Source organism: Dendronalium sp. ChiSLP03b, assembly GCF_034531165.2.
Taxonomy (GTDB): domain Bacteria; phylum Cyanobacteriota; class Cyanobacteriia; order Cyanobacteriales; family Nostocaceae; genus Dendronalium; species Dendronalium minutum.
Genome location: NZ_JAVRBR020000006.1, coordinates 1 through 24034, shown reverse-complemented (window position 1 = coordinate 24034; position 24034 = coordinate 1). Strand labels below are relative to the sequence as shown.

Here is a 24034-nt window from a genome sequence, read left to right as displayed (position 1 = left end):
TAAGTGGTGACTTTAATGGAGATGGACGAGATGATTTAGCTAAAGCGTTCAATGATAACGGTTTAGCTAGCATTGATGTTCATCCATCAAGTGGTAGCAGTTTTGGAATTCAAAGATGGGCAACTAGACAGGGCGGATTTTGGAATGAACAACAATGGGCAAGCGGCGACTTCACAGGAGATGGACGAGATGATTTTACTAAAGCGTTCAATGATAACGGTTTAGTTAGCATTGATGTTCATCGACTTTAGGAAAGCCGACTGCTACTCCTACTCTGCGTTGGGTCTTTCAATGTTTTAAGTCGATTCATCGGGTAACGATCTCCGACTTTCAGCATATTGCCCATCTTACTGATGAGCGACAATAGATTCTCCAGTTTTTTGGTGCGCCTTGCCGAAAATATTATTTTCTCACCTGATCTACCTGCGGAATGTGGGGTGCAACATCTGAGGGAAATCCTCTGTACTCCACAATTTCGGCTAAACGCAGAGATTCAACGTACAATCAGGCGGTACTGGGAGAATGTGCCGGGGGCGATCGCCTATCTCAAAGAGGCGTTACGGACGAGGATTGGGGTCAAATCACCAGAAGCTGTGTTTGTTGCGGCTTGCAAAGAGGGGAGGAAACCGGAGTCCGCGCAGGCTAAATCTGCTGTGAAGGATTGGTTTGAGTGGGCGAGGCGGCAGAGGATTGTGATTGCTATGTCGGGTGAAGTTGTGTACACGCGCCTTGGGTGAGGCTGTGGCGTTGGTGGGTTTTGACTTCTTGCTGGAATGCTGGCAGGATGATCCAGCTTTACAGATTGTGATTAAAAAATTACTGGCGAAGTTTCCACAGTGGGGTATCGCGTGTGTAGATGGGGCGATGGTGAAGTGGGATGAGTAGCGATCGCCTATCATAGAGAGGGATCGGCTAATGAGCGAGTTATGCCTTATGTCGCTGACAATCAAAGATTTAGAACAATTACAGTCACAGAATCCCGATTTGCGGATGGAGTTGGTAGAGGGAAACATCATCGTTATGGGGCCATCCGATTATGAGTCAGACGAAATTGGTTCTCGCCTGCTGACGTTTCTGAATATGTGGGTCATGCCGCGCAAGCTTGGCAGAGTCACTGGTTCTAGCGCTGGTTTTATTCTACCCAGCCTTGAAACTGACGAAAATACAGGCGACCCGGAAAAAAGAAACTTACGCGCTCCTGATGTTTCGTTTGTTCGGGCTGAACGACTTAAAAAAACTCAGCGTGACTTTGTGCAGTTAGTTCCTAACCTGATGGTTGAGGTCAAATCCAAAAGCGATCGCCTCAAGCCACTGCAAGAAAAAATTCAGCTATTCCTCGAACTTGGCTCTACAGTGGGTATTCTGATTGACCCTGACAAACTCTTAGTCACAGTTTATCGGCTTAACCAAGAACCAATCACTTTGAGAGATAACGACAAACTGACAATACCAGAGCTACTTCCAGGTTGGGAATTAGCTCTAGCAGAACTTTGGCCACCTGAATTTGAATGACTCAACCGCCTCTGATGGTGCAACCAGTTTTTTCCAATACGGAAATAAGTAGCGCGATGCCTGCGGCACCCTAAGAGAGAACGCACTTCAACTAAAGCGCATATTTCAGCACCCGTTCCCATTCCCAACGCCATGCTGCTTCTACTGTTATTTCCTTACCGTTGGTGAATTTGATAAATTCTGTGCCATTGTCATAAAACACATCAGCAACAAGACGATTGCGTACATCATACCCCCACATTGAGGCGGCTGCATTCCACCACCTTTGTCCTGGTGATTCTAGATTTGGCAGTTCCAGGTACTCATCACGCCATGCTCTTGGTTTCCATTGCTCTCGTAATGCACTCACCAAAATTGCGTTTGGAAAAAATTGCTTTTCATTTTTTTGTAGCCACAGCACGTAATCAATCGTGCTTTTTAAAGCATCCTCTAACCCATAGTTGCAGCCTTCTAAAGCATTTTGGACTTCTTCGAGCGAAAAGTTTACACCGATGGCTACCAACGCCCGTTCGTATTGCTTGAAAACCTCGTATTCAACTGAGTCTTTTTCCCAGAACCACATCTGCCAAGCTGTTATTCTCACTTTCTTATAGTTTAATTGTTGAGTGAGATCCCTTGTACCCCACAGTTTCGACTCAATGCAGAGATTCAGCGCACAGTTAGGCGGTGCTGGGAAAATACGCCAGGGGCGATCGCTTATCTCAAAGAGGCATTACGAACTTGGAAAGGAGTCAAGTCGCTGGAGGCTGTGTTTGTGGCTGCTTGTAAGGAGGCTAGGAAACCGGAGTCCGCGCAGGTTAAATCTGCTGTGAAGGATTGGTTTGAGTGGACGAGAAAAAACAGGATTGTGATTGCTATGTCTGGTGAGGTTGTGTATACGCCGGATGGGGAGGCGGTGGAGTTGTCCCAGATGATGCGGCGGTATCTGGTGCAGGAGTAAGGGTTTTGTATCTGTCCAAAATCCTTAGAATTTGATAATTGCGTATTTCAGCAGTCATTCTTAATTGGGGCTTAGACAAAAAGTAGTCATAAAAAACCATCAAATGTATATGAAATGAGAAGTTGACATTGTTGTGCCTAGTTTCTTGATATATTTGGATTAGGAGCATTTTTGAGTCTCTGATGCATTTCTCCTGCCTTGTCTGGCTTTGAGACTTTCTTCTCTGAAAAATGTTTAAGTCCTGTTAAAACTTTTAGATATTGCAGAGATCGAGTTTTAATGAAAGACTTGTCATAATAGAGCTTTATTAACAATTAAAATGCCATGAGAGAAAAAGATTAGAGATCGACTTAGCGGAAAATGTAAACGAATATTTATATTTTATAGGAAATAAATTATCTTTGAGAAATGCTGGGATCAAAGCTGAGTGAGAAGCAGCGAGCTTTAGGCTAAAGAGTTTAGATTTTATTGTGCCTAACTACTATCGTAAATTTCCTGATACTGCTAATATACACTTAAACGCTGTTCTGAGAATTTCTACGAATAAAACCCATAAAACTAGCATTTGTGCATACTCTTATTGCATAAGCTGTTAAAAATTGGTTTTTATTTATGGATGGTCGGCCTTGTAAAAACTTTTGGTATCTTGAACACGATTTATTTTGAGTAACGTGGCAATTCCGTAAAGGAATTGTCCAAGGTGCGTATGCATATGATGATTCAGTGGAAAGTAGCGCAATTATTGTAATAAATAATGAGCTATGTCCATTCGTGTGCAAATTAACATTTGTTTTTTGATTCTTGAAGAAGTTCATGTGAACAACCATAATGCTAAGTAAAAAATAACGTGATAGCAGTGTAAATTTATAGTCTATTTTAGAAATTAGGCAAAACTTGTTAAATGATTCAAATATCAAATATATAGTATAAAAAATACTAAATTTAGTTTAGATTTATTTGCGAGCTAACAATTAGCTGTGGAAAAGAGATTTATACATTATTAATCTTTTTTATCGCAATTATTGTAGTGAGAAAATTTATGCATATGGCATTTACACCCATGAAAATCACGAAAAAATTGAGTATTTTGCAGGCATTATCCGGATTTTGGAGTGTTCCAAACATTCAATTAGAAAAGATGTTTAGGTGTGATTTAAGCGATCGCAGCAATATGTTCAAGTTTTGGCAAACACTGATTACTCTGGCTACAACTAGCGGAGTTATTTTTTCAGGCAATAGTGTCATAGCTCAAATTGTTCCTGATGGCACTCTAGGCACAGAAGGTTCTGTTGTCACACCAAATATCGATATTAAGGGTACACCGAGCGATCGCATCGATGGCGGGGCAGTTCGTGGTACTAACCTCTTCCATAGTTTTCAAGAGTTCAACATTGGAAAGGGAAGAGGAGCCTATTTCAATAATCCGACTGGAGTTGATAATATTTTCAGTCGGGTGACTGGAAGCAATGCGTCTAATATCTATGGCAAACTCGGCGTATTAGGTAACGCGAACTTATTTTTGCTCAACCCCAACGGCATTCTATTTGGCCCCGATGCTTCATTAGACTTAACGGGATCATTTTTAGGCAGTACAGCCAACAGTTTTAATTTTGGTAATGGCATAGAGTTTAGCGCCACCAATCCCACATCTGCACCATTGCTAAGTGTGTCAGTTCCCTTGGGCGTGCAATTTAACCAACAGCAACCAAGCCCAATTGTGAATTCTGGGAATCTAGAAGTTAGTACGGGGCAAAACCTCAACTTATTAGGAGGTACAGTAGCCAGTACAGGGAATTTATTAGCACCAGGAGGACAAATTACCGTTGCAGCCGTACCTGGTGGTAGTGTTGTCAATCTGACTGCAACAGGACAATTGCAAAATATTGATACTTCATTACCTGTAGAGGCTGGAAATTCAGCTGCGTTGGCTGAGTTCTTGACAAGCAGTAATGCACAATTTCATCCAGGGCTTTTTGTAAATAGCAACGGACAAGTAGAGTTGTCGGGTTCTGGCTTGTCTGTGGGAGATGGTGATGTCGTAGCCAAGAACGTTACAGCCCAGACGGCAACACTCACAGCGTATGATAATTTAACTCTGATAGAGAGTCTGATCGGTACCAATGGAGATTTAAACCTGCTAGCAGGGGATACAGTGCGAGTGCGAGATAGCGTGACAAAAGGATTCGTCACGCAAGCTGGAGGAAATTTGACAATTCAAGGTAATAAAGGCATTGACATCTTAGCTTTGAATCATTCACAGACACCGTTTGTGAGTGCTGGTAATCTGAGTTTGGTTAGTGATGGCATTATCTCTGGGGACGCTCACTTCTTCAGTGGTGGAAGTTTTTCGATTCTCAATTTGGCTGGAGGTGGTGGCAATTTTGTCAGTCTTTACGATCCGATTATCCGGAGCAATGAGGATGTCACTATTGGTACTTATACAGGAGCGTCTCTCATGATAGAGTCACGCGGCAATATTAGAACTAGTGCAATTACAATCAACAGGCCAGATACTTTTTTAACTAGTTCTGATGTTGGAGAGCCTGATTTTTCAACCCTCACAAGTGGTAGAGCTTTAATCCTGCGAGCAGGCACAGATACTTTTTCTGGCGGTATTTCAATTCCGACACCAGATTTCGTTGGTGATGTACCACAAGCATCTGTGAATTACCCTACACGCTCTTCAGCAGGAAATTTGACTATCGATGGAAATATCACCTCTGACTTTGGTGGCCCTTTAACCGTCATATTAGAAGCAAACGGTGACATAGGTTCTATCTCAACAAGCGACATTAACAGCACAGTATTTTCTGGGGATGGAGGAAATATTTCTATTACTGCTAATGGCGATATAGCTACTGGCAGTTTGACTTCTTTTATAGATAGAAACGGTCAGGGAAATGCAGGAGATATTCAAATCACCAGTAATACTGGCAATATAACAATTGGAGGAAGCATAAACTCTGAGTCTAGCAATGGTGTAGCTGGAGATGTTACTCTTACTGCTGCTGGCGATATTCGTCCTGGCGATATTAAAGCTTCTAGTAATAGTAGTAGTGGCGATCAAAATAATTTCAATACAATCATACTTAACTCATTAGAAGGCTCAGTGTTTTTAAATGGTGCTAACTTGAGTACTACGAATACTGGCTCTGATTATGCAGGAATTATTGACATTAATGGCAAGGATATTCAGATTATCAGCAGTAAAATTAATAATCAAGGTGTGGATGGACTTGTTTTTATAGGAATTAATGATCAAAATCAGGTAACTGCTGACAACGTAACTATTAGGAATAGTGACATAAATACTACTAGAAATATAGCAAGTAATTTGCCACCTACTCCGAAGGAAGGTATTCAGATAAATTCTCTTGGAGGAATTGAAATTGACAATTCTACTTTGACTGCCACAACTAACTCATCAGCACCACCTGGTTCTATAACTTTGGATGCTACAGGTTCTGTTGACATAACAAATAGCAGCATTCGCAACATAGTATCAAATAATGCTACAGTTCAACCAGTTGATGACACTCCCACTATCACCCTTAAAGGCAGTTCTATTACGGTTACAAACTCAGAGCTAGATGCAAGCACCTCTGGAGAAGGTGATGCAGGCAATTTGATTATCAATGCTCGCGATCAAGTTATCTTTGATAATGCTAATGCTTTCGCCACTGTTGAAGAGACAGGCATAGGTCAAGGCGGGTATATTGACATTAACACCGAAACTGGCTCACTCTTTGTTCGCAATGGCGCTCAACTGCAAGCCCTTACACAGGGACGGGGTAATGCAGGCAATGTAACTATCAATGCCCGTGATGTTTCCTTGGATTCTTCTAATGTCACTCCAGAACGTAATGGAACTAGTGTCTTCACCAAAGTAGAAGGCGACTTTCAAACACAGGGTGGACAAGAAAGACAGGGTGGAGATATTACAATCACCACTGGTTCACTTTCTGTTACTGGTGGCGCTCAACTTATAGCAAACACCGAAGGCAGGGGAAATGCAGGAAATGTGACTATCAATGCTGATAATGTCTCATTCATTGGTACAAGTAGTAATGGTCAATTTCCTAGTGCTGCTTTTGTGAGGGTTAATGACAATGCAGTTGGTAATGCAAGGAACATAAATATCACCACTGGTTCACTTTCTGTTACTGATGGCGCTCAACTTTTTGCAGAGACTCTTGGACAAGGTAATGCAGGATTCATTCAAATCAATGCAAGCAATACCGTTAATATTTCGGGGAGCAATCAATTCACAGGACAACCTAGTGGTTTATTTACCTCTACGAATCGTGATTCCACAGGTGCTGGCGGCAATATCACTGTGGGCAATATCACTAGACCTAATCTTTTCCGCATATCAAATGGTGCTGTATTATTTGCAAGTACTTCTAATAATCAGAAAGCTGGCGACATTACAATTAACGCCAATAGATTTGAGGCTATCAAAGGAGGACAACTCATCGCTGAAACCACCTCCCCTGGTGCTGCTGGTACGATTACGGTCAATGCTGATAGGCGGATGACTGTTAGCGGAAGTGATACAACTTTTACTGACCGACGCAGCAGATTAGGTAATCGCCGTGTTGAGAATATTGAGACAAATTCAGAAGTTTTTAGCGGCTTATTTGTTAATTCCGAAACTATTACACCAAGAGCAGGTGACATTAGAGTAAGCTCACCCATTGTGTTTTTGGATGATCGCGGAAGGTTGACTGCTGATTCTAGTGGAGGAAATGGTGGCGACATAACACTCAAAGACGGAACCTTACTATTGCTGCGTCGTAATAGTCTGATTTCCACTAATGCGGGTAGACTACGACCAGGCAATGGTGGCAACATCTTCATTGATTATCCTGATGGTTTTATTATTGCCGGGTTTAATAGAAATAACGATATTAAAGCTAATGCTTTCGGAGGCTCTGGTGGTAAAGTCACAATCAACGCCCTTGGTGTTGTCAACATGGAAGCACTGAGTCGAGATGACTTGGTGCGTCGATTAAGAACTGATAATCCAGATCAATTAGACTCTGATGGTTTAGCAACTAACGACATTACGGCAATTTCCCAATTAAATCCTGACTTGAGCGGTGCAGTTGTTGTCAACGCACCGAACGTAGACCCCACACGCGGGACAATTCAGTTACCAGAAGATTTAGGTGATTCTTCTAGGTTGATTGCCCAAAGTTGTCGAGTGGGCGTGCAGGGTGCTGCTAGTAGTTTTGTTCTCACTGGGCGGGGAGGATTACCGCCTAACCCAGGTTCTGCACTCAGTACTGACACCTTTTTAGGAAGTGCAGCAAATGCTGACTACGGTGAAAATGCTACGCCTACCACCTCAGTAGCACCACGAGAAGCCCAAGGCATAAAAATTGGGCCTAGGGGAGAGATTATTTTAACCGCCCGCCCCTCTACACTCACTCCTTATACTCTTTGGCAAACATCCGCAGGTTGCAATGGACAATAAATATTTTTGGTATTCGTGGAATCAGCGTCAGCTCAATTTCATACTGGCGATCGCAACACTAGGAATCAGTCTACTGATGCAAACGAGTGCAAGCGCTTTACAAGTGGCTCAAGTTCCCAGTGCTGACCAGCTTGCACAGCCCAACTTACCACAAGATTTACCTCCTCCCCAAGATGTCTTACCCCCATCAACTCCACCTTTGCAACCCCCTACAGTTCCTTCACCACCTCCAGATCGAGATGACCTACTACCTACTAATCCCACTCCCAACCTGCCACAGCAACCTACACCAGAGGTTCCGATTAAGTTATTAATCAATAACTTCCAATTTGAAGGTAGTTCGGTATTCAAAGATGAAAGATTACTCCAAGCAATAGAAGCCTTCGTGTTTGAAAAAACTTCCAATTTATTGAATGAAAAATCGAGATGTGAACGATTAAAACGATTAGATCGAGAACCTCCACCTCGGAAACTACCAAGAAACGCAAGTGACCCTCCTGTCGAACTCAGATTTGCCCAGTTGTTGGAAGCACGTTTTGCCATTACCCAGCTTTATATCTGTAAAGGCTATATTACCTCTGGAGCATTAATTCCAGCAGAACAAGAACTACCACCACCACCCCAGGCTGGTGCTGTGAAAATCCAGATTGTAGAGGGTACTTTAGAAGGCATCCAAGTCATTGGTAATCGGCGATTAAATCAAAGCTATATTCGCAACCGCCTAGCAAGGGCTAACAAAAAGCCAATCAATCGCGAGCAGTTATTAGAAGCACTACAACTACTGCAACTCAATCCCCGAATTGAAAATTTATCGGCGGAGTTAGCTGCTGGTAAACGTTTTGGTACTAACTTGCTGATAGTTCGAGTGGAAGAAGCTAGAACCTTTCACGGTCAAATTGCTCTTGATAATAACCGTTCTCCTGGCGTTGGTACTTTCCAACGTAGCGCTCGGTTAACAGAGGAAAACTTGTTAGGGATAGGAGACAGTGTGAGTTTATCTTATGCCAACACCGATGGTAGTAATGAAGTGAATCTCAGCTATGCTTTACCCCTGACTCCTGAAGAAACTACCCTAACTTTTAGCTACGGAAAGAGTTGGAACAATGTGATTGAAAAACCTGTTGATCGGCTGGATATTTCTTCTAATTCTGAAAATTACCAACTCGCACTGAGCCATCCCCTGTTTCGCAATCCTCGCCAAGAATTGACCTTGGAAGTAGCCTTATCCCATCAACAAACTCAAACTTCTATCGGACTTGATAATATCGGCCCTTTTCCCATTTCACCAGGAGCCGATGATGAGGGACGGACTCGTATTTCTGCACTGCGCTTTTCTCAACAATGGACCGATCGGCGCGATCGCTCTGTGTTTGCACTCCGCTCTCAGTTCAGTCTAGGACTTGATTTGCTGGGAGCCACAATCAACAACTCTGAACCCGACAGCCGCTTTTTTGCTTGGAGAGGACAAGCTCAATGGGTACGCCTTTTGAGCAAAAATACTTTGCTAGTACTGCGGGGAGACTTGCAACTAGCAGACCGCAGACTTGTATCTCTAGAGCAATTTCGTCTTGGTGGTCAAGCAAGTGTTAGAGGCTTTCGTCAAGATGCTTTGCTTGCAGACAATGGATTCTTTAGTTCCGCAGAACTTCGCTTACCAATTAAAACCTTTCCGGAAATCCAAGGTTTGTTACAAATAGTACCTTTTATTGATGTGGGTACAGGTTGGAATAACTTTGAGGGTTCAGATTTGAAGCCAAATCCACTATTATCAGCGGGTTTGGGTTTGCGCTTTCAGATGAGCGATCGCTTAGACGCGCGTTTTGATTGGGGTATTCCCCTCGTTTCCACTGATTCTAATAACAGAACTTTACAAGAACAAGGGTTATATTTTTCTGTACTATGGAACCCCTTCTAATTTTTAAATGAGAATTCACTATTTACACCTCATATAAAATATCAAATTTCTATGCTAAAGTTGCGTAAAAAAACAATTTCCATAGTTTTTTTAGCCCTGATGGGGTTAATTTCAGCTTTTATTATCCAAGTTTGGACTTTGGCAAAAGTTACAGGTTTACAGCCACAAACACAACAGCAAACAACACAAGAGTTAAGTTGTTCACAAACAGCAACTATCAGCCCAGAAGATTTCAGTTTACGAGGAAAAGCTAATTACGAGATTGGTCGTTTTGACGAAGCAATAGATTGTTGGCAAAAAGCTGTAATAGCCTACCGTAAAAATCAAAATGAAGATGAAGCAATTAATAACCTAATTAACCAAGCACAAGCCGAACAGGCAATGGGGCTATATCCACGAGCTTGTAATACTTTGTTACCACTTTATGGAGAGAAAGACTGTTCTTTACAAATACAAGACCCAAAAAAGCGTCAGCAGTTTAGTGAGAAATTAGAGAAACCAGAAGGATTAATCAAGCTCTTAAATACTCCTGCTAAAATTGCTGGTTTACGTCTTTTAGCCAACGTTTTTCGGGGGCTGGGTGAACTTGATTGGTCATACCAAATATTAGTATTATTAGAACGCAATAACAAATCTTTGCCTGAACAAGCAGGAGCCATATCATTAGATTTAGCTAACACTGTACGTACTTTAGGTAACAGAGAGCAAGACTTTTATAGCCGCAATCAGCAACTGGAGAATTTGAATTGTGCGTTTACATACGCTAGTATTGCCGATCGTATATACCAACAGGCTTTCAGCTATCAAAACCAAGTGTCAAATTCTCCTAGTTTGGTAAAAATACAGGCACAGCTTAATCGTTTAAGTATTGTATTAGATTTAATAGATTGGCGTAATCAAATCAACAAAGAAACTCAAGAAGATATTTTTCAAAAGTTTGATAAACAGTATAATAATTCTTCTGAAAATATAATATGTGAGGAGTGGCGGCTGCTTCCCTCAGAGAAAAAACCTCTCTTACTTGAAAGTTTAAGCAGTGAATTAACAGATGTAAACCTTTATGGGGTAGTTAGGCAGTTAGCAAACCCAAACATGGGAATTCCGCTACAGCAAATAGATAGTCTTCAACAGCAAATAGCAAACATTCCAGTTAATCATACAGCACTCTTTATCAAGCTAAACTTTGCTAGAAGCCTAATTCGTATTCAAAATATGCCTGATGCCCAAATAGAAAATTTGCTTGCAACTATAATCAAACAAGCTAGAGATATCAACGACTTGAAAGCAGAATCTTATGGCTATGGATATCTTGGTGAGCTATATGAAAAACGTCAAGGATGGAAATTAGCTCAAGAAAATACTCAGAAAGCTTTGATTATTGCTCAATCTTTATCTACTGCTGCTTCACCATCAGACATTGAGTACCTGTGGGAGTGGCAGTTAGGTCGTATTTACAAATCTCAACTTCCAAGAAGGATACAGGCTCAAACTAAACAGTTAAAGCCAGAAGCTATGCAAAATATGGATTTTGCTAGCCAAATGTATCAAAAAGCTTATCTAACTTTGCAATCACTGCGTAGAGAGTTAGTAGCAGGTAATCCTGATGCCCAATTCGCTTTTCAAAATGATATCGAAAGTGTTTATCGAGATTATGTTGACTTACTTTTATGGGATAATAATCCCGACGAAGAACATCTAGCGAAAGCACGGGAAGTTATAGCTTCTTTGCAAGCAGTAGAGTTAGAAAACTTCTTACGTCTAGCCTGTCCAGAGTTTAATTTAGAAGAAATTGATCAAATTATCGATCAGCAACCTATAAAAACAGCTTTTTTATATCCAATTGTTTTAGATGATAGAATCGAAGTCATTCTTAAGTTACCTAACAACTTGAAGTTAACAGATCGGGTAAAGGAAGAGTCAAAAAACGATAGAGTACAGAATCTAAAACACTACAGTACTGCAATAGACCAAACTACAGTTGCAGAACAAATCAAAAAGTTGCAGATAAATGTCAAAGAATATACATTTAATGCTGTTATTAATAAGTTGCAACTAGACCTAGAAGAAGATTATACCTTCAAAGATGTTAACAAAGAAGCCAAACTCGTATATAACTGGCTGATTAAAGGAGCCGAGGATTATTTAAAAGACCAAGAAATTGAAACATTGGTGTTTGCTCTAGATACTAACTTGCGGAATATTCCATTAGCAGCACTAGTGGTTGATGATAATGATCGAGAAAAACAACCAAAGTATTTAATTGATAACTATACACTGGCTCTAGCTCCCAGATTGGAGATTCCCGAAGCCAAAGCTCTCCAAGGTAAAGGACTTAAAATTTTGGCAGCAGGGCTAAAAGAACAAGAGATAAATCCCAAAAAATATCCTAAGTTGAATTATGTCGAAACAGAAATAAAAGCAATTGAAGAGATACCTAATTCTGGCTATTCGGTTACGAAACTGATTGATTGGGAGTTCAAAATCGATAAATTCAAGAACGAAATTAATACTTTTGATTTTAGAGTTCTCCACTTAGCTACACACGGTGAGTTCAGTTCGAGTCCTGAAAAAACATTTCTTTTAGCTTACGATCAGCCTATCAAAATGAATCAAGTTGGTGAGATATTCCGCAAGCAAGCTCAAAGGCAGCCTGAACCTATAGAAATACTTATGTTGAGTGCGTGTGAAACTGCTACTGGCGATAAGCGAGCAACTTTAGGTATTTCTGGTGTAGGCGTTCGAGCAGGCGCTCGCAGTGCAATTGCTTCGTTGTGGACATTGGACGATCAAATCAGTGTTGATTTTACTAAAATTTTTTATAAGCAATTAATTGATCCCAAGGTAACAACAAAAGCCCAAGCCTTGCAACAAGCTCAAAAAGCATTAAAGGATTTACCTGGCCGCGAACATCCAAGATATTGGGCACCTTACATCTTACTTGGCAACTGGCTTTAACCTATCGCGGAAGTCCCCATCTTCAAGATGTTATAAATCAATACGCTTAGGTTAGAGTTAAAACTCTTTATTAAGGTCAATTTTTTTACGAACCGCAGAGGTACACAGGACTCATATCCCGGATATTACCCCCCTTAATCCCCCCTTTCCAAGGCTTGTGTATACACAGTAGTCTTTTTAAGGGGAGCTAAAGGGGATCAACAAGTGTCCAAAATCACAGCTAACCACTTTTAAAACAACCTCTAAATGTGTTTCTTACGGCGATTCTGGATTCGGAACAGGAATTAGTTCCTCAATACGTAAGCTTGCGATTTTATTTGCTATTTTATTTAATTCCTCTTCATTTATTTTCTCCTCTTTCTGTGGTTTTTCTATTACATCTTTGAAAATATACTTGATGAGATCAATCCGGTCTTGTAACTCTATTTCTGAATTTTGATTTTGGAATAAACGTGTTACGACATCATACCAAATTCCTTGTTTGGCATAATACAAACTACTTTTTGGTGGTAGAATCGGTAATTTAATTTTTTCAATCCAGCCCGTGACTCCTGGATTTCGTGATGGCTTGAGAGGATTACAAAGAATTGAAAAATACCAGTTGTATTCTTGATCTTCTTTTAAAGCAGCGACAGTTTCTGGAAGGGTGAATTTTGCAATACTAGGTTGATTACCATCAGGGATTTTAACAAAGATTGGCCCAGCAACAATCTGCTGTTGTTGGTTTAGTAAGACGAATCTTCCATACTCAATTTCTGAGTCTTGATAAACATAAGGAATGTAAAACCAGAAGGTTGGATATGCTTCGATTGTCCGACCCCAAACAATATCTACCTGAGATGTTGACAGTGGTTCTTGTATTGTAGGAACAAAAGCAGTCAGTGGGATTTCATTATTGTCTAAAGATATCAGCGCAGGACAGCGGCCTCTACCGGCTCCTCCTCGTGGGCGACCATTGGGTGCTTTCAGTTCTTTGCGCTGCGATCGCCCTTTTAAGACAGACTCTACTCCCTCTAAAAAAACTTGAATAAAGTTTCTATCATCTTGTTGTGCTAGAACTGGTAAAGGATAGCTAATAAAAAGGGCGATCGCTAGAATCGTACTGATAATAGCTTTGAACCACCGTGCTGTGGGTAAACAAAATTTAAACATAAATGATAGATAGTTTCAAAAGTTAAGAAGGCTTTTGAGGTATTGAAAATCTTAACTTTAAAAATAATACCATTCCTCCTGTACCAATAAAACTTAAAATAGGAGGTATACAAGGTATCCAAACTATAGGAATAATAAACATCATATAGCAACTAAGAGGTAAAATCAAAAAAACTATTACCCCTACCCTCAACACAGTTAACCTTTTGTCTGTGCGATAAGTTTGAACTAAAATTCCTCCAATTAATGACCAAGTAAAAATCCAAGACATCTCTAACCAAATAGACCACACTTGTAACAAAGGTCGTTTTTCCAAAACTGCACTTATAAGTTGGCTGATCATTTGGGTTTGAATTATTACCCCTGGTATTTGTCGGTGACTTTTAGAATACAGGGGAGTAGTCCAAGGAGCTTCATAAGTAGGATCTGTCACTCCAATTAAAACAATTTTGTCTTCTACAAAGTCTTTGTACCTTTGAAGAAAGTCAGGCTTGAGAACGTCCGCAACTGTAACTTTTGGTGCAATATTTTCCGGAGAGCAAGTAGCCCCATTTATACAAGATATTCGATAATTTAATAGTATTTGATATCCATTTAAATCGGTAAACATTGAGTAGCCGCCCCGGTAGTCACGGTAAATTGACTCGAATAGAGTATTACCAATTTCTAAAGGAATTTCATTTAGTGTTTGTTCTGACTGGTTTAAGAAATGTCTGGCTAATTCCAGACTAAAGGCCTTTGTGATTGGTTTGTTATCAGAATTTGATCTACAAAAAGATGAATTCTGATTTTTATCCATTATTAGAAGATGGCGACGAACGATACCATCTTTATCTGGTAAAAAATCACTAAATCCTATTCGGTTGTTGATAAATTCAGGAGGTGGTTTGACTCCATCAGAATTCTGTTGAGTTTCATCACCTACATAACAAACAGTAAAAATAGGATTGTTTTTGTTATTTTTTAAAAGTTTAGATAAATCTGCATTTTTAGTTTCAAATTCTCGATGAATATCAAACCCAATCGCTTTTGGTCGAATTTTTTCTGAATTTTGTAGTAGTTTATCTAGAATTTTAAATAAGGTAGTATCTGTTAAAGAACCTTGCCGTTGTTCTGAACCCTGGTTACGTATGTCTTCTGGAGTTACTTGAATAATTAATATATTTTTATCTGGCTCTTCAGGTCGTTTAAGTTTCATCATATTATCAAACAACCATAGTTCTGATGACTCTAAACCTCCAATAAAACGCACAAATATCACTATAAAACTTATCGACATACTGCTCAGAAAAACATTACGAACACCATCCCATTTAATAGACTTGAGCGATATTATAATTTTTTCGATTTGGCTCTTATTTTCAGGTTTTTCTTTGGGCGGAATAGGACTGTTTTCTTCATACTCTGCTGGCAGACCATAAATTTTTTTAACAGCATCTATAATACCTTTAGCAACCTCTGTTAAGACTCTATCTGTATTTTTATATTCGGTAACAAATTTCTTATTTTTAGGAAGAGGTTGAACATTTCCAAATTCACTTATTTCCCAAGTGCATGAACGAAGTAAAACAGGGATAACAGTAACTTGCTTTTCTGTATGCCTTGTTAGTATAAGTTCTTTATAAGAATTATAATTATCTAGACTAAAAAGATCAGAACTTATCAGTATAATAATTAAATTAGCTGTTTTCAGGTGTTTTTCAATTTCTTTTTTATCTGTTCCTGCACTTACTTCGCTTGGATAATAGTAATTAACTGATATTTTATCTTTACCAATATTTAATTGTTTAGCAAGCTTTTTCCGAAGTTCTTCATCTTCTTTATTGTCTGAATAATAAAAGAAAACTTCTACTTCCGGAAATCTTGCTTTTTGTGTTTTGTTAACCTCAGTATCTTGTGTCACTCAATCATACCTCTTATGAAATATAGAAAATATATACTTCCAATTGGCTGAACATAATGTTTTATAAAAACATTACTCTCATTAATTGTTGTCACATTTACCCTAGTAGTTATTACTATAGAAATCCTAAATCATTTGTGAAAAATCTTCAGTAAGGTAGGTAGTGCTAAACGCCAGATGCTTTAAGTCTTTTAACTCCTACAAAGCACTAGCTAGCCTACGTGTATTTTTATATTTCATACCATCTAGTCACCACTTCGCGGATATCTTTAGCAATATCTGTAAATGCCTCATCCTGATTCTTCCAGGTTGTTACAGGCTGTCTATTTCTTGGTAACGGTTGCAATCTCCCAAAGGGTGCGTCCTTCCAATCTACTGGTCGAAGTATAACTGGTATTACACGGGCTTCTTTTGCTTCATGTCGTTGCATTGCCCGTGTCACATCACGCTCCCAAAGCTCTTGTGAAAATATAAAATCGTCACTAATCAGTAGTAGAATTATCTGAGCGGAATAGAGATACTTTTCAATCTCACTTTCCCGATCATCTCCAGCTGCAATATCGTGGTCATGCCAAGCTTTAATTATTCCGTGCCTCTGCATTAATATCAAATGTTTTGCTAGTTTATTGCGTAAATCTTCATCCTCGTGGGCATAGGAAAAAAAGATTTTGATCGCTTGCTTCTCAGGTTTATTCACAGGTTCTGGCTTGCTCGGAATTGTACTAACTACTTCTGGCTTTTTCAGCAAAACTGGTGTCAAGTGTTCTTCGATTCCTTGCAGGCGGATAGCAGCACAACCTAGTTTGTAGGCAAACTCAATGGATTCTCCTGCTCCCAAAGCATCGTAAAATCCTACTGCAAATTTAGTAGCAGCCCGATCGCCGATCGCCTTTCTCATGCCAATAACATAGTTGATATCTTGAGCGATCGCCTTTGCCTGTTCCTCTGAATAGCAACCATTCAACACTACACACTCAATCTGATTGGCAAATAGTTCAAACAAGTAAGCGAGGGCGGCTCCATTTACTAACTTGGGCTGGCCAGTCTCATCCTCAAAAAATAATCCTTCTTCTCCAGCACCATGCCCCGAAAAATGAATAATTTGTGGTTTGATATCTAATAATGCACGTTGTATATCCTGTGGACGGACTGCTAACTTTTGCTCTAGACTAAATTGGTCACGCTTTTGGGCACGCTGCAATCCTTCCCCAATTTCTCGTAGCTCTTCATCTAAACGCAGGTATGGAGTACCTTTGGGATTCGCTGCTAAAATCAGTATTTTTTTCACTGGAGTTTTGTTTTCCATAATTTTGGTTTCTTAAACCAATTTGGCTCATGCTCTTTCGGACTCTGGTACGGTGGTCGCTAGGCTTCTTATGTCTGCAACAGCGGATGCAGCTTGGAGACTCAGGGACGTAAACCGTTTTTTAGTACAGCAATCGCAATCCCTCCTACCGAATTATGAGATGCTCCCACATCTGGCCCACCTTCTTTAAGGACTTACCGCATAACAGGAAACAAATTGTATGAGGATGTTAAAGCCTTTCACAAAAATCCGTTGTCTGCTTTTAGTGGTTGCAGCAATGCAGGTCATGAGTTCAACGTACAATGAACAAGCTACTCTGTGTTTTGTTGGGTCAGTTTCCCATTCCACAGAACCAATCCCAAAAAGAAGACTGAAAGATACTTTTTTTATTTTGGCGTGTCAGATTTAGGCATTAATTTGTCGCAACTACTGTCATATCAGGGACACTATCACCAAACTCTAATTTACAGCAGTTTTTTTCGTGCAATTCATTAGATGGCTGTACTGCATTCGCTTTCAGCCATTGCTCAATCATGTCTACTACAACTTGGCTCATCTTCAACCCACGTAAAGCGCAAGCTGCATGAAACTGCTTTTTGACATCGTCTGGGATACTAATGTGCATAACGGTTAGTCTAGGTAGTGTCTATACAAAGCTACAAATGTACACGACAGGATTCCAGACTGATATTAGCAATCCCAGTAGATTTACGATAGTAGATAAGCTTAAGCAAATCTAAACTCTTTATTACATATTATGGTTGTCCTTATTAAATCTTGTTTTCAGCGTTTACAAGCAATTTCTAGCTCGGATTTACCTTCTAAAAAGAGAAATATATGTTTACAGATTATTTACTCTGCAAGAATTTTAATTACTGTAAAATCACGTATTACATCAGTTTTGCAGTAAAAGACTGATATCTGCAATACCTATTGAAAAATTGACTTGCGATCGCTGGCGCGGAGCCACCCAAGGAAAACGCCACCGAATGCCTACGACTGATGGGCATAGCTTTAGGTAATCTGGCCAGTGCAATGAACAACACTCAAGCACTCCAAGCTGCGGCTCTGATTCTGGGCAGTGAGCCAACACCGCAGGCGATCGCATATCGAGCCGAACAATTGCAGCTACTTCCACAGGCGGTTAGCGATATTCGGGCTGTGTTATCCAAGCCTGGGTGTAGCTGGTGGGACTATTTAGCTGTGGCAAAAGAGTACGAGGTAATCAAACAAGACTACTGGGCAGAATTGACACCGCAAGAGACAGAGTTAATCGCCGCCCTAGAGAAAGCCGAATTCTCCAAAATTAGGGAACAGACGGTTTCTCATAATTGCGAAAAGCAGCGACTTACGAATTGCGAATTGATTATTGGGCTTGGTTCTATTGTTGCCCATGCTGATCCCTACAGTGCCTTGTATGTGCAGAAGGGTGAGGTAATAGAGGACTTAGGAGATGAAGTGGTAGTGGCTTGGGAGCATTGGGTGCGATTCGTTGTGGAGGAATCACGGTAACCAGCCCGTAAATAACTCCACCAACTTGGCAGCAGATTACTGCCACTAAGAGTTGAACTCTCGGTCTGATATGGGTGGAAGTCCCATCTGCCAGACTCAGGTATGACTCCCTATCTGTCCACACTGACCAGACTCGGTTTCTGGAGGGTGAAAAGGTACATCTACATCATGTCGATGGAAACCACAATAACTGGAAAACCAAAAACCTTTTTGCTATTCACGAAAGTTGCCACGATTACATCCACATGGGCAAAACTGCAAGGTAGAACATCGAAAGCTGGGTGCGGTGAAAGTCGCACGCCCAGATTGAACACAGAGGTGCAGCGGATAATACCGCCCATCGACTCTAACAAGGATAGACTTAAGAAAACTGACAGGTATTTCAAAGATGACCTGCGGCTTTTATAACCCCAATTAGTGATTTTTTAGACACGAACTCATGAGTATTCAAACAAGCATAAACCCTGCGATCGCGCCAGGGGAAATTTCCGCTGCGTCCGCTAATATTAGGGATGATTTTCACAGCCGGACTCAATGGATTTTTAACGCTATTAAAGTTGCGGTTTTTGCGTCAGTTAAAAGTCAAGCTGTCCGCCAGCATGAACAGTAAATTACTATGGCATATTTTACGCCTAAGCATCAGTTTTTACGATCAGCGATTTGCAGGAGAAATTAGTGGTCGTATACAACTCAACGATAATATAGCAAACTTGCTCTCCGGAAAATTAGCTACTAGTGCGATCGCCATAGCTTCTATATTTATATATGTAATAGTAATGCTGCAATACGACGTATTACTGACTTTAATTGCGATCGCGGCGTTGCTGAAAGAGTAATGCTTAATTTGACATAATAGAGGGATGAAATGTCCTCAATGTCACTCAACTAAAACGGCTAAAAACGGGCAATGCCCTTGGAAGACAGTGCTACAAGTGCAAGCAGTGCAATCGTCAATTTCTGGAATTCTATCGTCCTTGGCGCTACTGTGATGAGGTCAAGCAATTGTGCATCAAGATGTACCTCAACGGTATGGGGCTGCGAGGTATCGAACGAGTCACCGAGATCCACCATACAACTGTGATGCATTGGATTAGGGAAGCTGGACATCAACTGCGTGATGCTCCAGAGTCTCAAGACATTCCAGAGGTGAGTGACCTAGATGAACTGCAAACTTTTGTCGGGAGCAAACGCAACAAGTTATGGATTTGGACAGCAGTTAATCACCAGCAAGCGGGAATTCTAGCATGGGTAATAGGCGATGTCTGCGACAAGCCGCAAAGCGTCTACGCAGTGCAGAAACATTCCAAGGTTTGTGGTCAATTGTAAAATGCTGGCAGTGCTTCTTTTACGTTACCGATGATGGAAGGTTTACCCGATGTTCATCTGTGAAGGTGACCAGATTGTAAGCAAGACCTATATGACTCGCGTGGAGTCCGAGAACACCCGTCTTCGGCATTACCTAGCACGCTTACACCGCAAGACCTTGTGCTACTCAAAGTCTGTCGAGATGTTAAAATGTTCGCTTCGTTTGCTGCTCCACTACTTGAAATTTCAGACAGTTCCTCTACCTGCTTAGTTCATTACAGTTTCAGCAACGCCCTATTTTTAATAACATTACTAGTGGTGCAGCACTGACGATTGACCAAGCTTGGGAAGCGGCTAGAATGGCAGGTTTAGCTGATGATATTGCTGCCATGCCAATGGGAATGCACACAGTCATCAGTGAAGGTGGGAGTAATCTTTCCGGTGGACAACGACAACGGCTATTGATTGCACGAGCTTTAGCACTCAAACCAAAAATTTTACTATTTGATGAAGCTACTAGTGCGCTCGATAACAAAACCCAAGCCATAGTTACTCAAAGCTTGGATAAATTGCAAGTCACTAGAATCATTATTGCTCATCGGCTTAGTACTATCCGCAACGCTCACCGCATTTATGTACTTCAAGCAGGCCGAGTTGTGCAACAAGGAACTTTTCAAGAATTAGCAACTACCAAAGGATTGTTTGCTCAGTTGATGGCTCGGCAGATGGTATAACTGTATTAGGACTTATCCCTTTTCTATTACTGCGATCGCGGACGGTACATTATTCCAACAGCGCTCACTACAGCATTTCAAAGTTATATTTTGTCTGCTCGGATTGCTTCAAGGTAAATGTTTTTAAGTCTAGAAGCATAGTCTTCAATGGAATGATGCTCGATAATTCTAGAGATTGATCTGTTTGATTTCTCTAGAATTACTTTGCGATCGCTAAATATCTCATGTACTGCTCGCTCAATTCCCTCACTGATCGATTTACTAATGACGAATTTACCTTCTTTTGTCGTGTTAATTGCTTCTCCTAAACTACTTTTAGGAATTTCTATTATCCATCCTACATTATTATCGTTGATTTCTGTTAAAGCTCTAATATTAGTTGTAATCACAGGGCATCCTGCTGCTTGAAATTCTAAAACAGAATAGCCATAAGTATCAGCATAGGTTGGTAATAAACCAATATGAGACTTTTTCATTAACTCAAGAACCTCCTGATTGGGCAGACGTGTAAAATAGTTAATCCAGTCAGAGTTTTGCTGAATTAGATGCTTTGCCTTTTCAACATCAGCGGGTGTTTTTTCATTTTTAGTAGCATAACTATCAGTTTAAGTCCCGATACTCAATTAACACATCATCATCACTTAACTCAGAGGCATCAAGAACATTGGTTGCTAGGAGGAACCTACCGGCTCTTTGGACTTCAACATCTATAGCAGTTTGTTTGGGTGCAAGTGTTGCACAAAGTTGATAGTGCTTTTCTATAACAGCATTCTTGCGCGGTCTACCACGTCCTTTGTGCTGCAAAATCTCAACTACTTTGATATCAACTAGCTGATGTAAAGGCAACTTACAATTCATGCGTTCAGCAGCAAGTTGGGCATCTTTTTCACAAGCAAACTGCTGTTGAGATAACTGTTTAAGTTCGGTTTGGGCTTTAATCAACTGCTTAGATAAACGTTTTTCTAGTTGCTTGAGGCGTTGTTGCATGAATAGGGAAAATGGTAAATTTTACATATAGCCTATGTTCTCCCACGTAGCCCAACGATGAAGACGAAAGCCCAGTACAAAGTTAAGAATTGGAACGCTTATGATGCAGCATTAAAGCAACGAGGCAGTATCACCTTCTGGGTAAATGAAGAGGTAATTGAGCAATGGCGTAATGAACAGAAAACGGGAAAGAAGGGAGCCTCGAATTATTACAGTGACGTGGCGATCGCTACAATGGGAACGATTCAATCGGTATTTCATCTGCCGGGACGGCAAGCAGAGGGTTTTTTGGAGTCGTTGTTCATACTCATGGGGATTGAGCTAGCAGTGCCGGATCACTCCAGGGCAAACGCACGTAAAACCTGAAACCCTTGCGGGACAAGGATATTGATGAAAAAAGAGACTCAATTATAAAACGCCCAAACCCTTGCCATTAAAGGATTCTTATACTTTAGATGCGTTTGCCCTGCGGATCACTCTACCCTATGCCGTCGTCTGAGCAAGTTGTCAGTGACACTGCCTGTAATTCCAAAGAACGACGCTATCCATGTTGTAGTGGATTCAACTGGGGTGAAAGTATACGGTGAGGGAGAGTGGAAAGTTCGCACACATGGGGTAGGTAAACGACGAACGTGGCGGAAGTTACATCTGGGAGTGGATGAAGGAACCGGAGAGATTTTGGCGGCTGTGGTAACTACTAATGATATGGCTGATTGCGAGATTTTACCGGACTTATTAGAGCAGATTGATCGGGAAATTGAACAAGTTTCAGGGGATGGTGGTTATGACACATTTGACTGTTATGACACCATTACCAAGCGAGCAGCAAAAGCTGCAATTCCGCCTCGTAGTAATGCCAAAATTCAACAACATGGTAGCTCTAAGGCAGCACTACCTCATGCACGTGAAGAAAATATCCGTAGAGTGCGCCAAGTTGGAGCTAAACAATGGAAACAAGAAAGTGGATATCATCGACGTTCATTATCCGAGACAGCAATGTTTCGACTTAAAACTATTTTTGGGGGTAAGTTAAGACGACGCTTTTTTGATAACCAAGCTGTCGAATTATTTCTGCTGCGGTGCTGCGCTTAATCGCATGATCCAATTGGGTAGACCAGATAGCTACCAAGTGGAAGATTAATTCACCACTCTATTGAGAAAAGGTGTGTCTTTTTTCTGTTTCATGCAACAAAGCCACCAAAAACCCTAAATTCCATCGCTGGCTTTGGATATTTGCTGTTGCTGTGTCTGATTTACCAGGATACGTGGTAAGTATCCTGGCAGAACCTTCTTAGGGAGTGAACGGCTCCTCCTCAATTGCCCGACAGGAATCGGCTTGACAAGTACGCAGTTTACTCAGTCGGTCAGCAAGCTGTTTGAGTAGAGTTGGATCGGCTGTAGAAGCCAGGTTGTTCAACTGATATGGGTCTTTTTTGATGTTGTACAGTTCCTTCGCCCCAGTTTTATATTCCACATAGGTGTAATCTTGTGTCCGGATCGCCTGGTAAGTAGGGAGCTTCGGTACCTGGCCTCCTTCTTGGAGCAATTGAAGCTCTGACAGATCCTCAAGCTCTAACTGATCCTCAAGCTCTGACTGCTCCTGAAGAAGCTTTGTCTGATTCTCAAGTGCAGCATCTCGCTTTTGATCTTGTTTGTGTTCTATCAAAAATGCAGAGCGCCACTTAGGCAGATTTGGCGTCGTACGCTTTAACAAGGGTAAGACCGAGCGTCCATCAACAAAAGCGGGTGGTTCAACTCCAGCCATATCGGTAAAGGTTGGGAAAAAGTCGATATTACCCACTTGCTGGGGCAGTTTTTTGCCAGCTGGAATTCCCGGTCCACGCACTAGCAGATTCAAGCGAATATCTTCCTCGTAGGCACTTAGTTTGCCTGTACTTGCCCGGTGAATACCCTGTTTGAAACCGTTATCGGAGGTGAAAATGATGTAAGTATTGTCAAGTTGCCCATTTGCCTTGAGCGTATCTACCAACTTGCCAATTGCCTCGTCAACTGACTGGAGCGATCGTAAGCGCTTGCGATACGTTTTATCAATTTTGTCAATTTGTGTTTGATTGAGTCGAGGCAAATCTTGCATGAATTTAGGCTTAGTACTAACATCAGCTTCGTTAAAATTGTCTGGGCGGGGCGCTTTAACACCTGGGAAGAGGCCCTCATGGCGTGGTGCTGGTGTAAATGGTCCGTGAATGTTGAAGGGAGCCAGATAAACGAAAAACGGTTTGCCGTCTTTGGCAGAACGTTGGATGAAATCAACGGCAAAGCTAGTATAAACATCTGTACCGTAGTCTTTCGGCTTGTCACCGTACTTGACCAGCT

General features: G+C 41.0%; 17 protein-coding genes and 6 pseudogenes. 14 read left to right on the top strand and 9 right to left on the bottom strand.

The window, feature by feature from the left end; all coding sequences use genetic code 11:
• The 4 genes from RMY31_RS01120 to RMY31_RS01105 all read left to right on the top strand — a co-directional run.
• Positions 1-251: hypothetical protein (locus tag RMY31_RS01120; RefSeq protein ID WP_409877048.1), on the top strand; the 251-nt coding region annotated here is incomplete at its 5' end.
• A gap of 102 nt (positions 252-353) precedes the next feature.
• Positions 354-737: a hypothetical protein gene (locus RMY31_RS01115; RefSeq protein WP_322664797.1), complete on the top strand. Its 384-nt coding sequence runs from the start codon at positions 354-356 to the stop codon at positions 735-737.
• Positions 709-885 carry a hypothetical protein gene (locus RMY31_RS01110; protein WP_322664795.1) on the top strand — a complete coding sequence of 59 codons (177 nt, stop codon included), beginning with the start codon at positions 709-711 and terminating at the stop codon, positions 883-885. The genes RMY31_RS01115 and RMY31_RS01110 overlap by 29 nt, the downstream gene beginning before the upstream one ends.
• Positions 886-933: 48 nt before the next feature.
• Positions 934-1512 (top strand): Uma2 family endonuclease, encoded by a 579-nt coding sequence (locus RMY31_RS01105; protein ID WP_322664793.1) that lies wholly within the window; start codon positions 934-936, stop codon positions 1510-1512.
• Between the two features lie 91 nt (positions 1513-1603).
• Here the strand turns inward: RMY31_RS01105 and RMY31_RS01100 are convergent, their stop codons facing one another.
• Positions 1604-2074 (bottom strand): hypothetical protein, encoded by a 471-nt coding sequence (locus RMY31_RS01100; protein ID WP_322664805.1) that lies wholly within the window; start codon positions 2072-2074, stop codon positions 1604-1606.
• Positions 2075-2113: 39 nt separating this feature from the next.
• Between RMY31_RS01100 and RMY31_RS01095 the strand changes: the two genes are divergently transcribed.
• The 4 genes from RMY31_RS01095 to RMY31_RS01080 all read left to right on the top strand — a co-directional run bounded on the left by RMY31_RS01095 (position 2114) and on the right by RMY31_RS01080 (position 12801).
• A complete protein-coding gene (locus RMY31_RS01095) occupies positions 2114-2452 on the top strand; it encodes a hypothetical protein (RefSeq protein WP_322664791.1) in 339 nt (112 codons plus the stop codon).
• Between the two features lie 1039 nt (positions 2453-3491).
• A complete protein-coding gene (locus RMY31_RS01090) occupies positions 3492-7931 on the top strand; it encodes a filamentous hemagglutinin N-terminal domain-containing protein (RefSeq protein ID WP_322664789.1) in 4440 nt (1479 codons plus the stop codon).
• Positions 7921-9846 (top strand): ShlB/FhaC/HecB family hemolysin secretion/activation protein, encoded by a 1926-nt coding sequence (locus RMY31_RS01085; RefSeq protein ID WP_322664786.1) that lies wholly within the window; start codon positions 7921-7923, stop codon positions 9844-9846. Before RMY31_RS01090 ends, RMY31_RS01085 begins: the two co-directional genes overlap by 11 nt.
• A 51-nt stretch (positions 9847-9897) precedes the next feature.
• Entirely contained in the window at positions 9898-12801 is a 2904-nt protein-coding gene (locus RMY31_RS01080) for a CHAT domain-containing protein (protein ID WP_322664784.1), read from the top strand.
• A gap of 255 nt (positions 12802-13056) precedes the next feature.
• On the opposite strand, the gene RMY31_RS01075 is transcribed toward RMY31_RS01080, so the two are convergent.
• The 5 genes and pseudogenes from RMY31_RS01075 to RMY31_RS01055 all read right to left on the bottom strand — a co-directional run bounded on the left by RMY31_RS01075 (position 13057) and on the right by RMY31_RS01055 (position 17787).
• The gene (locus RMY31_RS01075; protein ID WP_322664782.1) at positions 13057-13953 is read right to left on the bottom strand and encodes a DUF928 domain-containing protein; all 897 of its coding nucleotides are present in this window, start codon (positions 13951-13953) and stop codon (positions 13057-13059) included.
• A gap of 22 nt (positions 13954-13975) precedes the next feature.
• Positions 13976-15856: a CHASE2 domain-containing protein gene (locus RMY31_RS01070; protein WP_322664780.1), complete on the bottom strand. Its 1881-nt coding sequence runs from the start codon at positions 15854-15856 to the stop codon at positions 13976-13978.
• A 229-nt stretch (positions 15857-16085) separates the two neighbouring features.
• Positions 16086-17162, bottom strand: coding sequence for a TIR domain-containing protein (locus RMY31_RS01065; protein ID WP_322664778.1), 1077 nt, complete (start codon positions 17160-17162; stop codon positions 16086-16088).
• Positions 17162-17575: pseudogene (locus RMY31_RS01060) on the bottom strand (hypothetical protein); the annotation flags it as partial. The gene RMY31_RS01065 and the pseudogene RMY31_RS01060, both read right to left, overlap by 1 nt.
• Positions 17575-17787 carry a hypothetical protein gene (locus RMY31_RS01055; RefSeq protein WP_322664775.1) on the bottom strand — a complete coding sequence of 71 codons (213 nt, stop codon included), beginning with the start codon at positions 17785-17787 and terminating at the stop codon, positions 17575-17577. The pseudogene RMY31_RS01060 and the gene RMY31_RS01055, both read right to left, overlap by 1 nt.
• Positions 17788-18102: 315 nt before the next feature.
• Here RMY31_RS01055 and RMY31_RS01050 point away from each other — a divergent pair.
• The 5 genes and pseudogenes from RMY31_RS01050 to RMY31_RS01030 all read left to right on the top strand — a co-directional run.
• Positions 18103-18674, top strand: a pseudogene (locus RMY31_RS01050) (hypothetical protein); the annotation flags it as partial.
• A 134-nt stretch (positions 18675-18808) separates the two neighbouring features.
• Positions 18809-18940, top strand: a pseudogene (locus RMY31_RS01045) (HNH endonuclease); the annotation flags it as partial.
• 246 nt (positions 18941-19186) lie between these two features.
• Positions 19187-19510, top strand: a complete 324-nt coding sequence (locus tag RMY31_RS01040; RefSeq protein WP_322664769.1) for an ABC transporter transmembrane domain-containing protein — start codon at positions 19187-19189, stop codon at positions 19508-19510.
• A gap of 24 nt (positions 19511-19534) precedes the next feature.
• Positions 19535-20250, top strand: a pseudogene (locus tag RMY31_RS01035) (IS1 family transposase).
• Positions 20251-20275: 25 nt separating this feature from the next.
• Positions 20276-20713 (top strand): annotated as a pseudogene (locus tag RMY31_RS01030) (ATP-binding cassette domain-containing protein); the annotation flags it as partial.
• 83 nt (positions 20714-20796) lie between these two features.
• Here the strand turns inward: RMY31_RS01030 and RMY31_RS01025 are convergent.
• Entirely contained in the window at positions 20797-21255 is a 459-nt protein-coding gene (locus tag RMY31_RS01025; RefSeq protein WP_322664803.1) for a glycosyltransferase, read from the bottom strand.
• Between the two features lie 58 nt (positions 21256-21313).
• Positions 21314-21700: a hypothetical protein gene (locus RMY31_RS01020; RefSeq protein ID WP_322664767.1), complete on the bottom strand. Its 387-nt coding sequence runs from the start codon at positions 21698-21700 to the stop codon at positions 21314-21316.
• 57 nt (positions 21701-21757) lie between these two features.
• Between RMY31_RS01020 and RMY31_RS01015 the strand changes: the two are divergent.
• A pseudogene (locus RMY31_RS01015) lies at positions 21758-22841 on the top strand (IS5 family transposase).
• A 150-nt stretch (positions 22842-22991) separates the two neighbouring features.
• Here RMY31_RS01015 and RMY31_RS01010 read toward each other — a convergent pair.
• Positions 22992-24034: sulfatase (locus RMY31_RS01010; protein WP_409877047.1), on the bottom strand; the 1043-nt coding region annotated here is incomplete at its 5' end.

What these genes read in the sequence shown, in the direction of transcription:
- RMY31_RS01065 (WP_322664778.1), bottom strand. Translation starts at nt 17,162, where the DNA reads ATGGAAAACAAAACTCCAGTGAAAAAAATACTGATTTTAGCAGCGAAT.
- RMY31_RS01040 (WP_322664769.1), top strand. Translation starts at nt 19,187, where the DNA reads ATGATTTTCACAGCCGGACTCAATGGATTTTTAACGCTATTAAAGTTG.
- RMY31_RS01020 (WP_322664767.1), bottom strand. Translation starts at nt 21,700, where the DNA reads ATGCAACAACGCCTCAAGCAACTAGAAAAACGTTTATCTAAGCAGTTG.
- RMY31_RS01055 (WP_322664775.1), bottom strand. Translation starts at nt 17,787, where the DNA reads ATGCACATTAGTATCCCAGACGATGTCAAAAAGCAGTTTCATGCAGCT.
- RMY31_RS01075 (WP_322664782.1), bottom strand. Translation starts at nt 13,953, where the DNA reads ATGTTTAAATTTTGTTTACCCACAGCACGGTGGTTCAAAGCTATTATC.
- RMY31_RS01115 (WP_322664797.1), top strand. Translation starts at nt 354, where the DNA reads ATGAGCGACAATAGATTCTCCAGTTTTTTGGTGCGCCTTGCCGAAAAT.
- RMY31_RS01100 (WP_322664805.1), bottom strand. Translation starts at nt 2,074, where the DNA reads ATGTGGTTCTGGGAAAAAGACTCAGTTGAATACGAGGTTTTCAAGCAA.
- RMY31_RS01090 (WP_322664789.1), top strand. Translation starts at nt 3,492, where the DNA reads ATGCATATGGCATTTACACCCATGAAAATCACGAAAAAATTGAGTATT.
- RMY31_RS01080 (WP_322664784.1), top strand. Translation starts at nt 9,898, where the DNA reads ATGCTAAAGTTGCGTAAAAAAACAATTTCCATAGTTTTTTTAGCCCTG.
- RMY31_RS01085 (WP_322664786.1), top strand. Translation starts at nt 7,921, where the DNA reads ATGGACAATAAATATTTTTGGTATTCGTGGAATCAGCGTCAGCTCAAT.
- RMY31_RS01105 (WP_322664793.1), top strand. Translation starts at nt 934, where the DNA reads ATGTCGCTGACAATCAAAGATTTAGAACAATTACAGTCACAGAATCCC.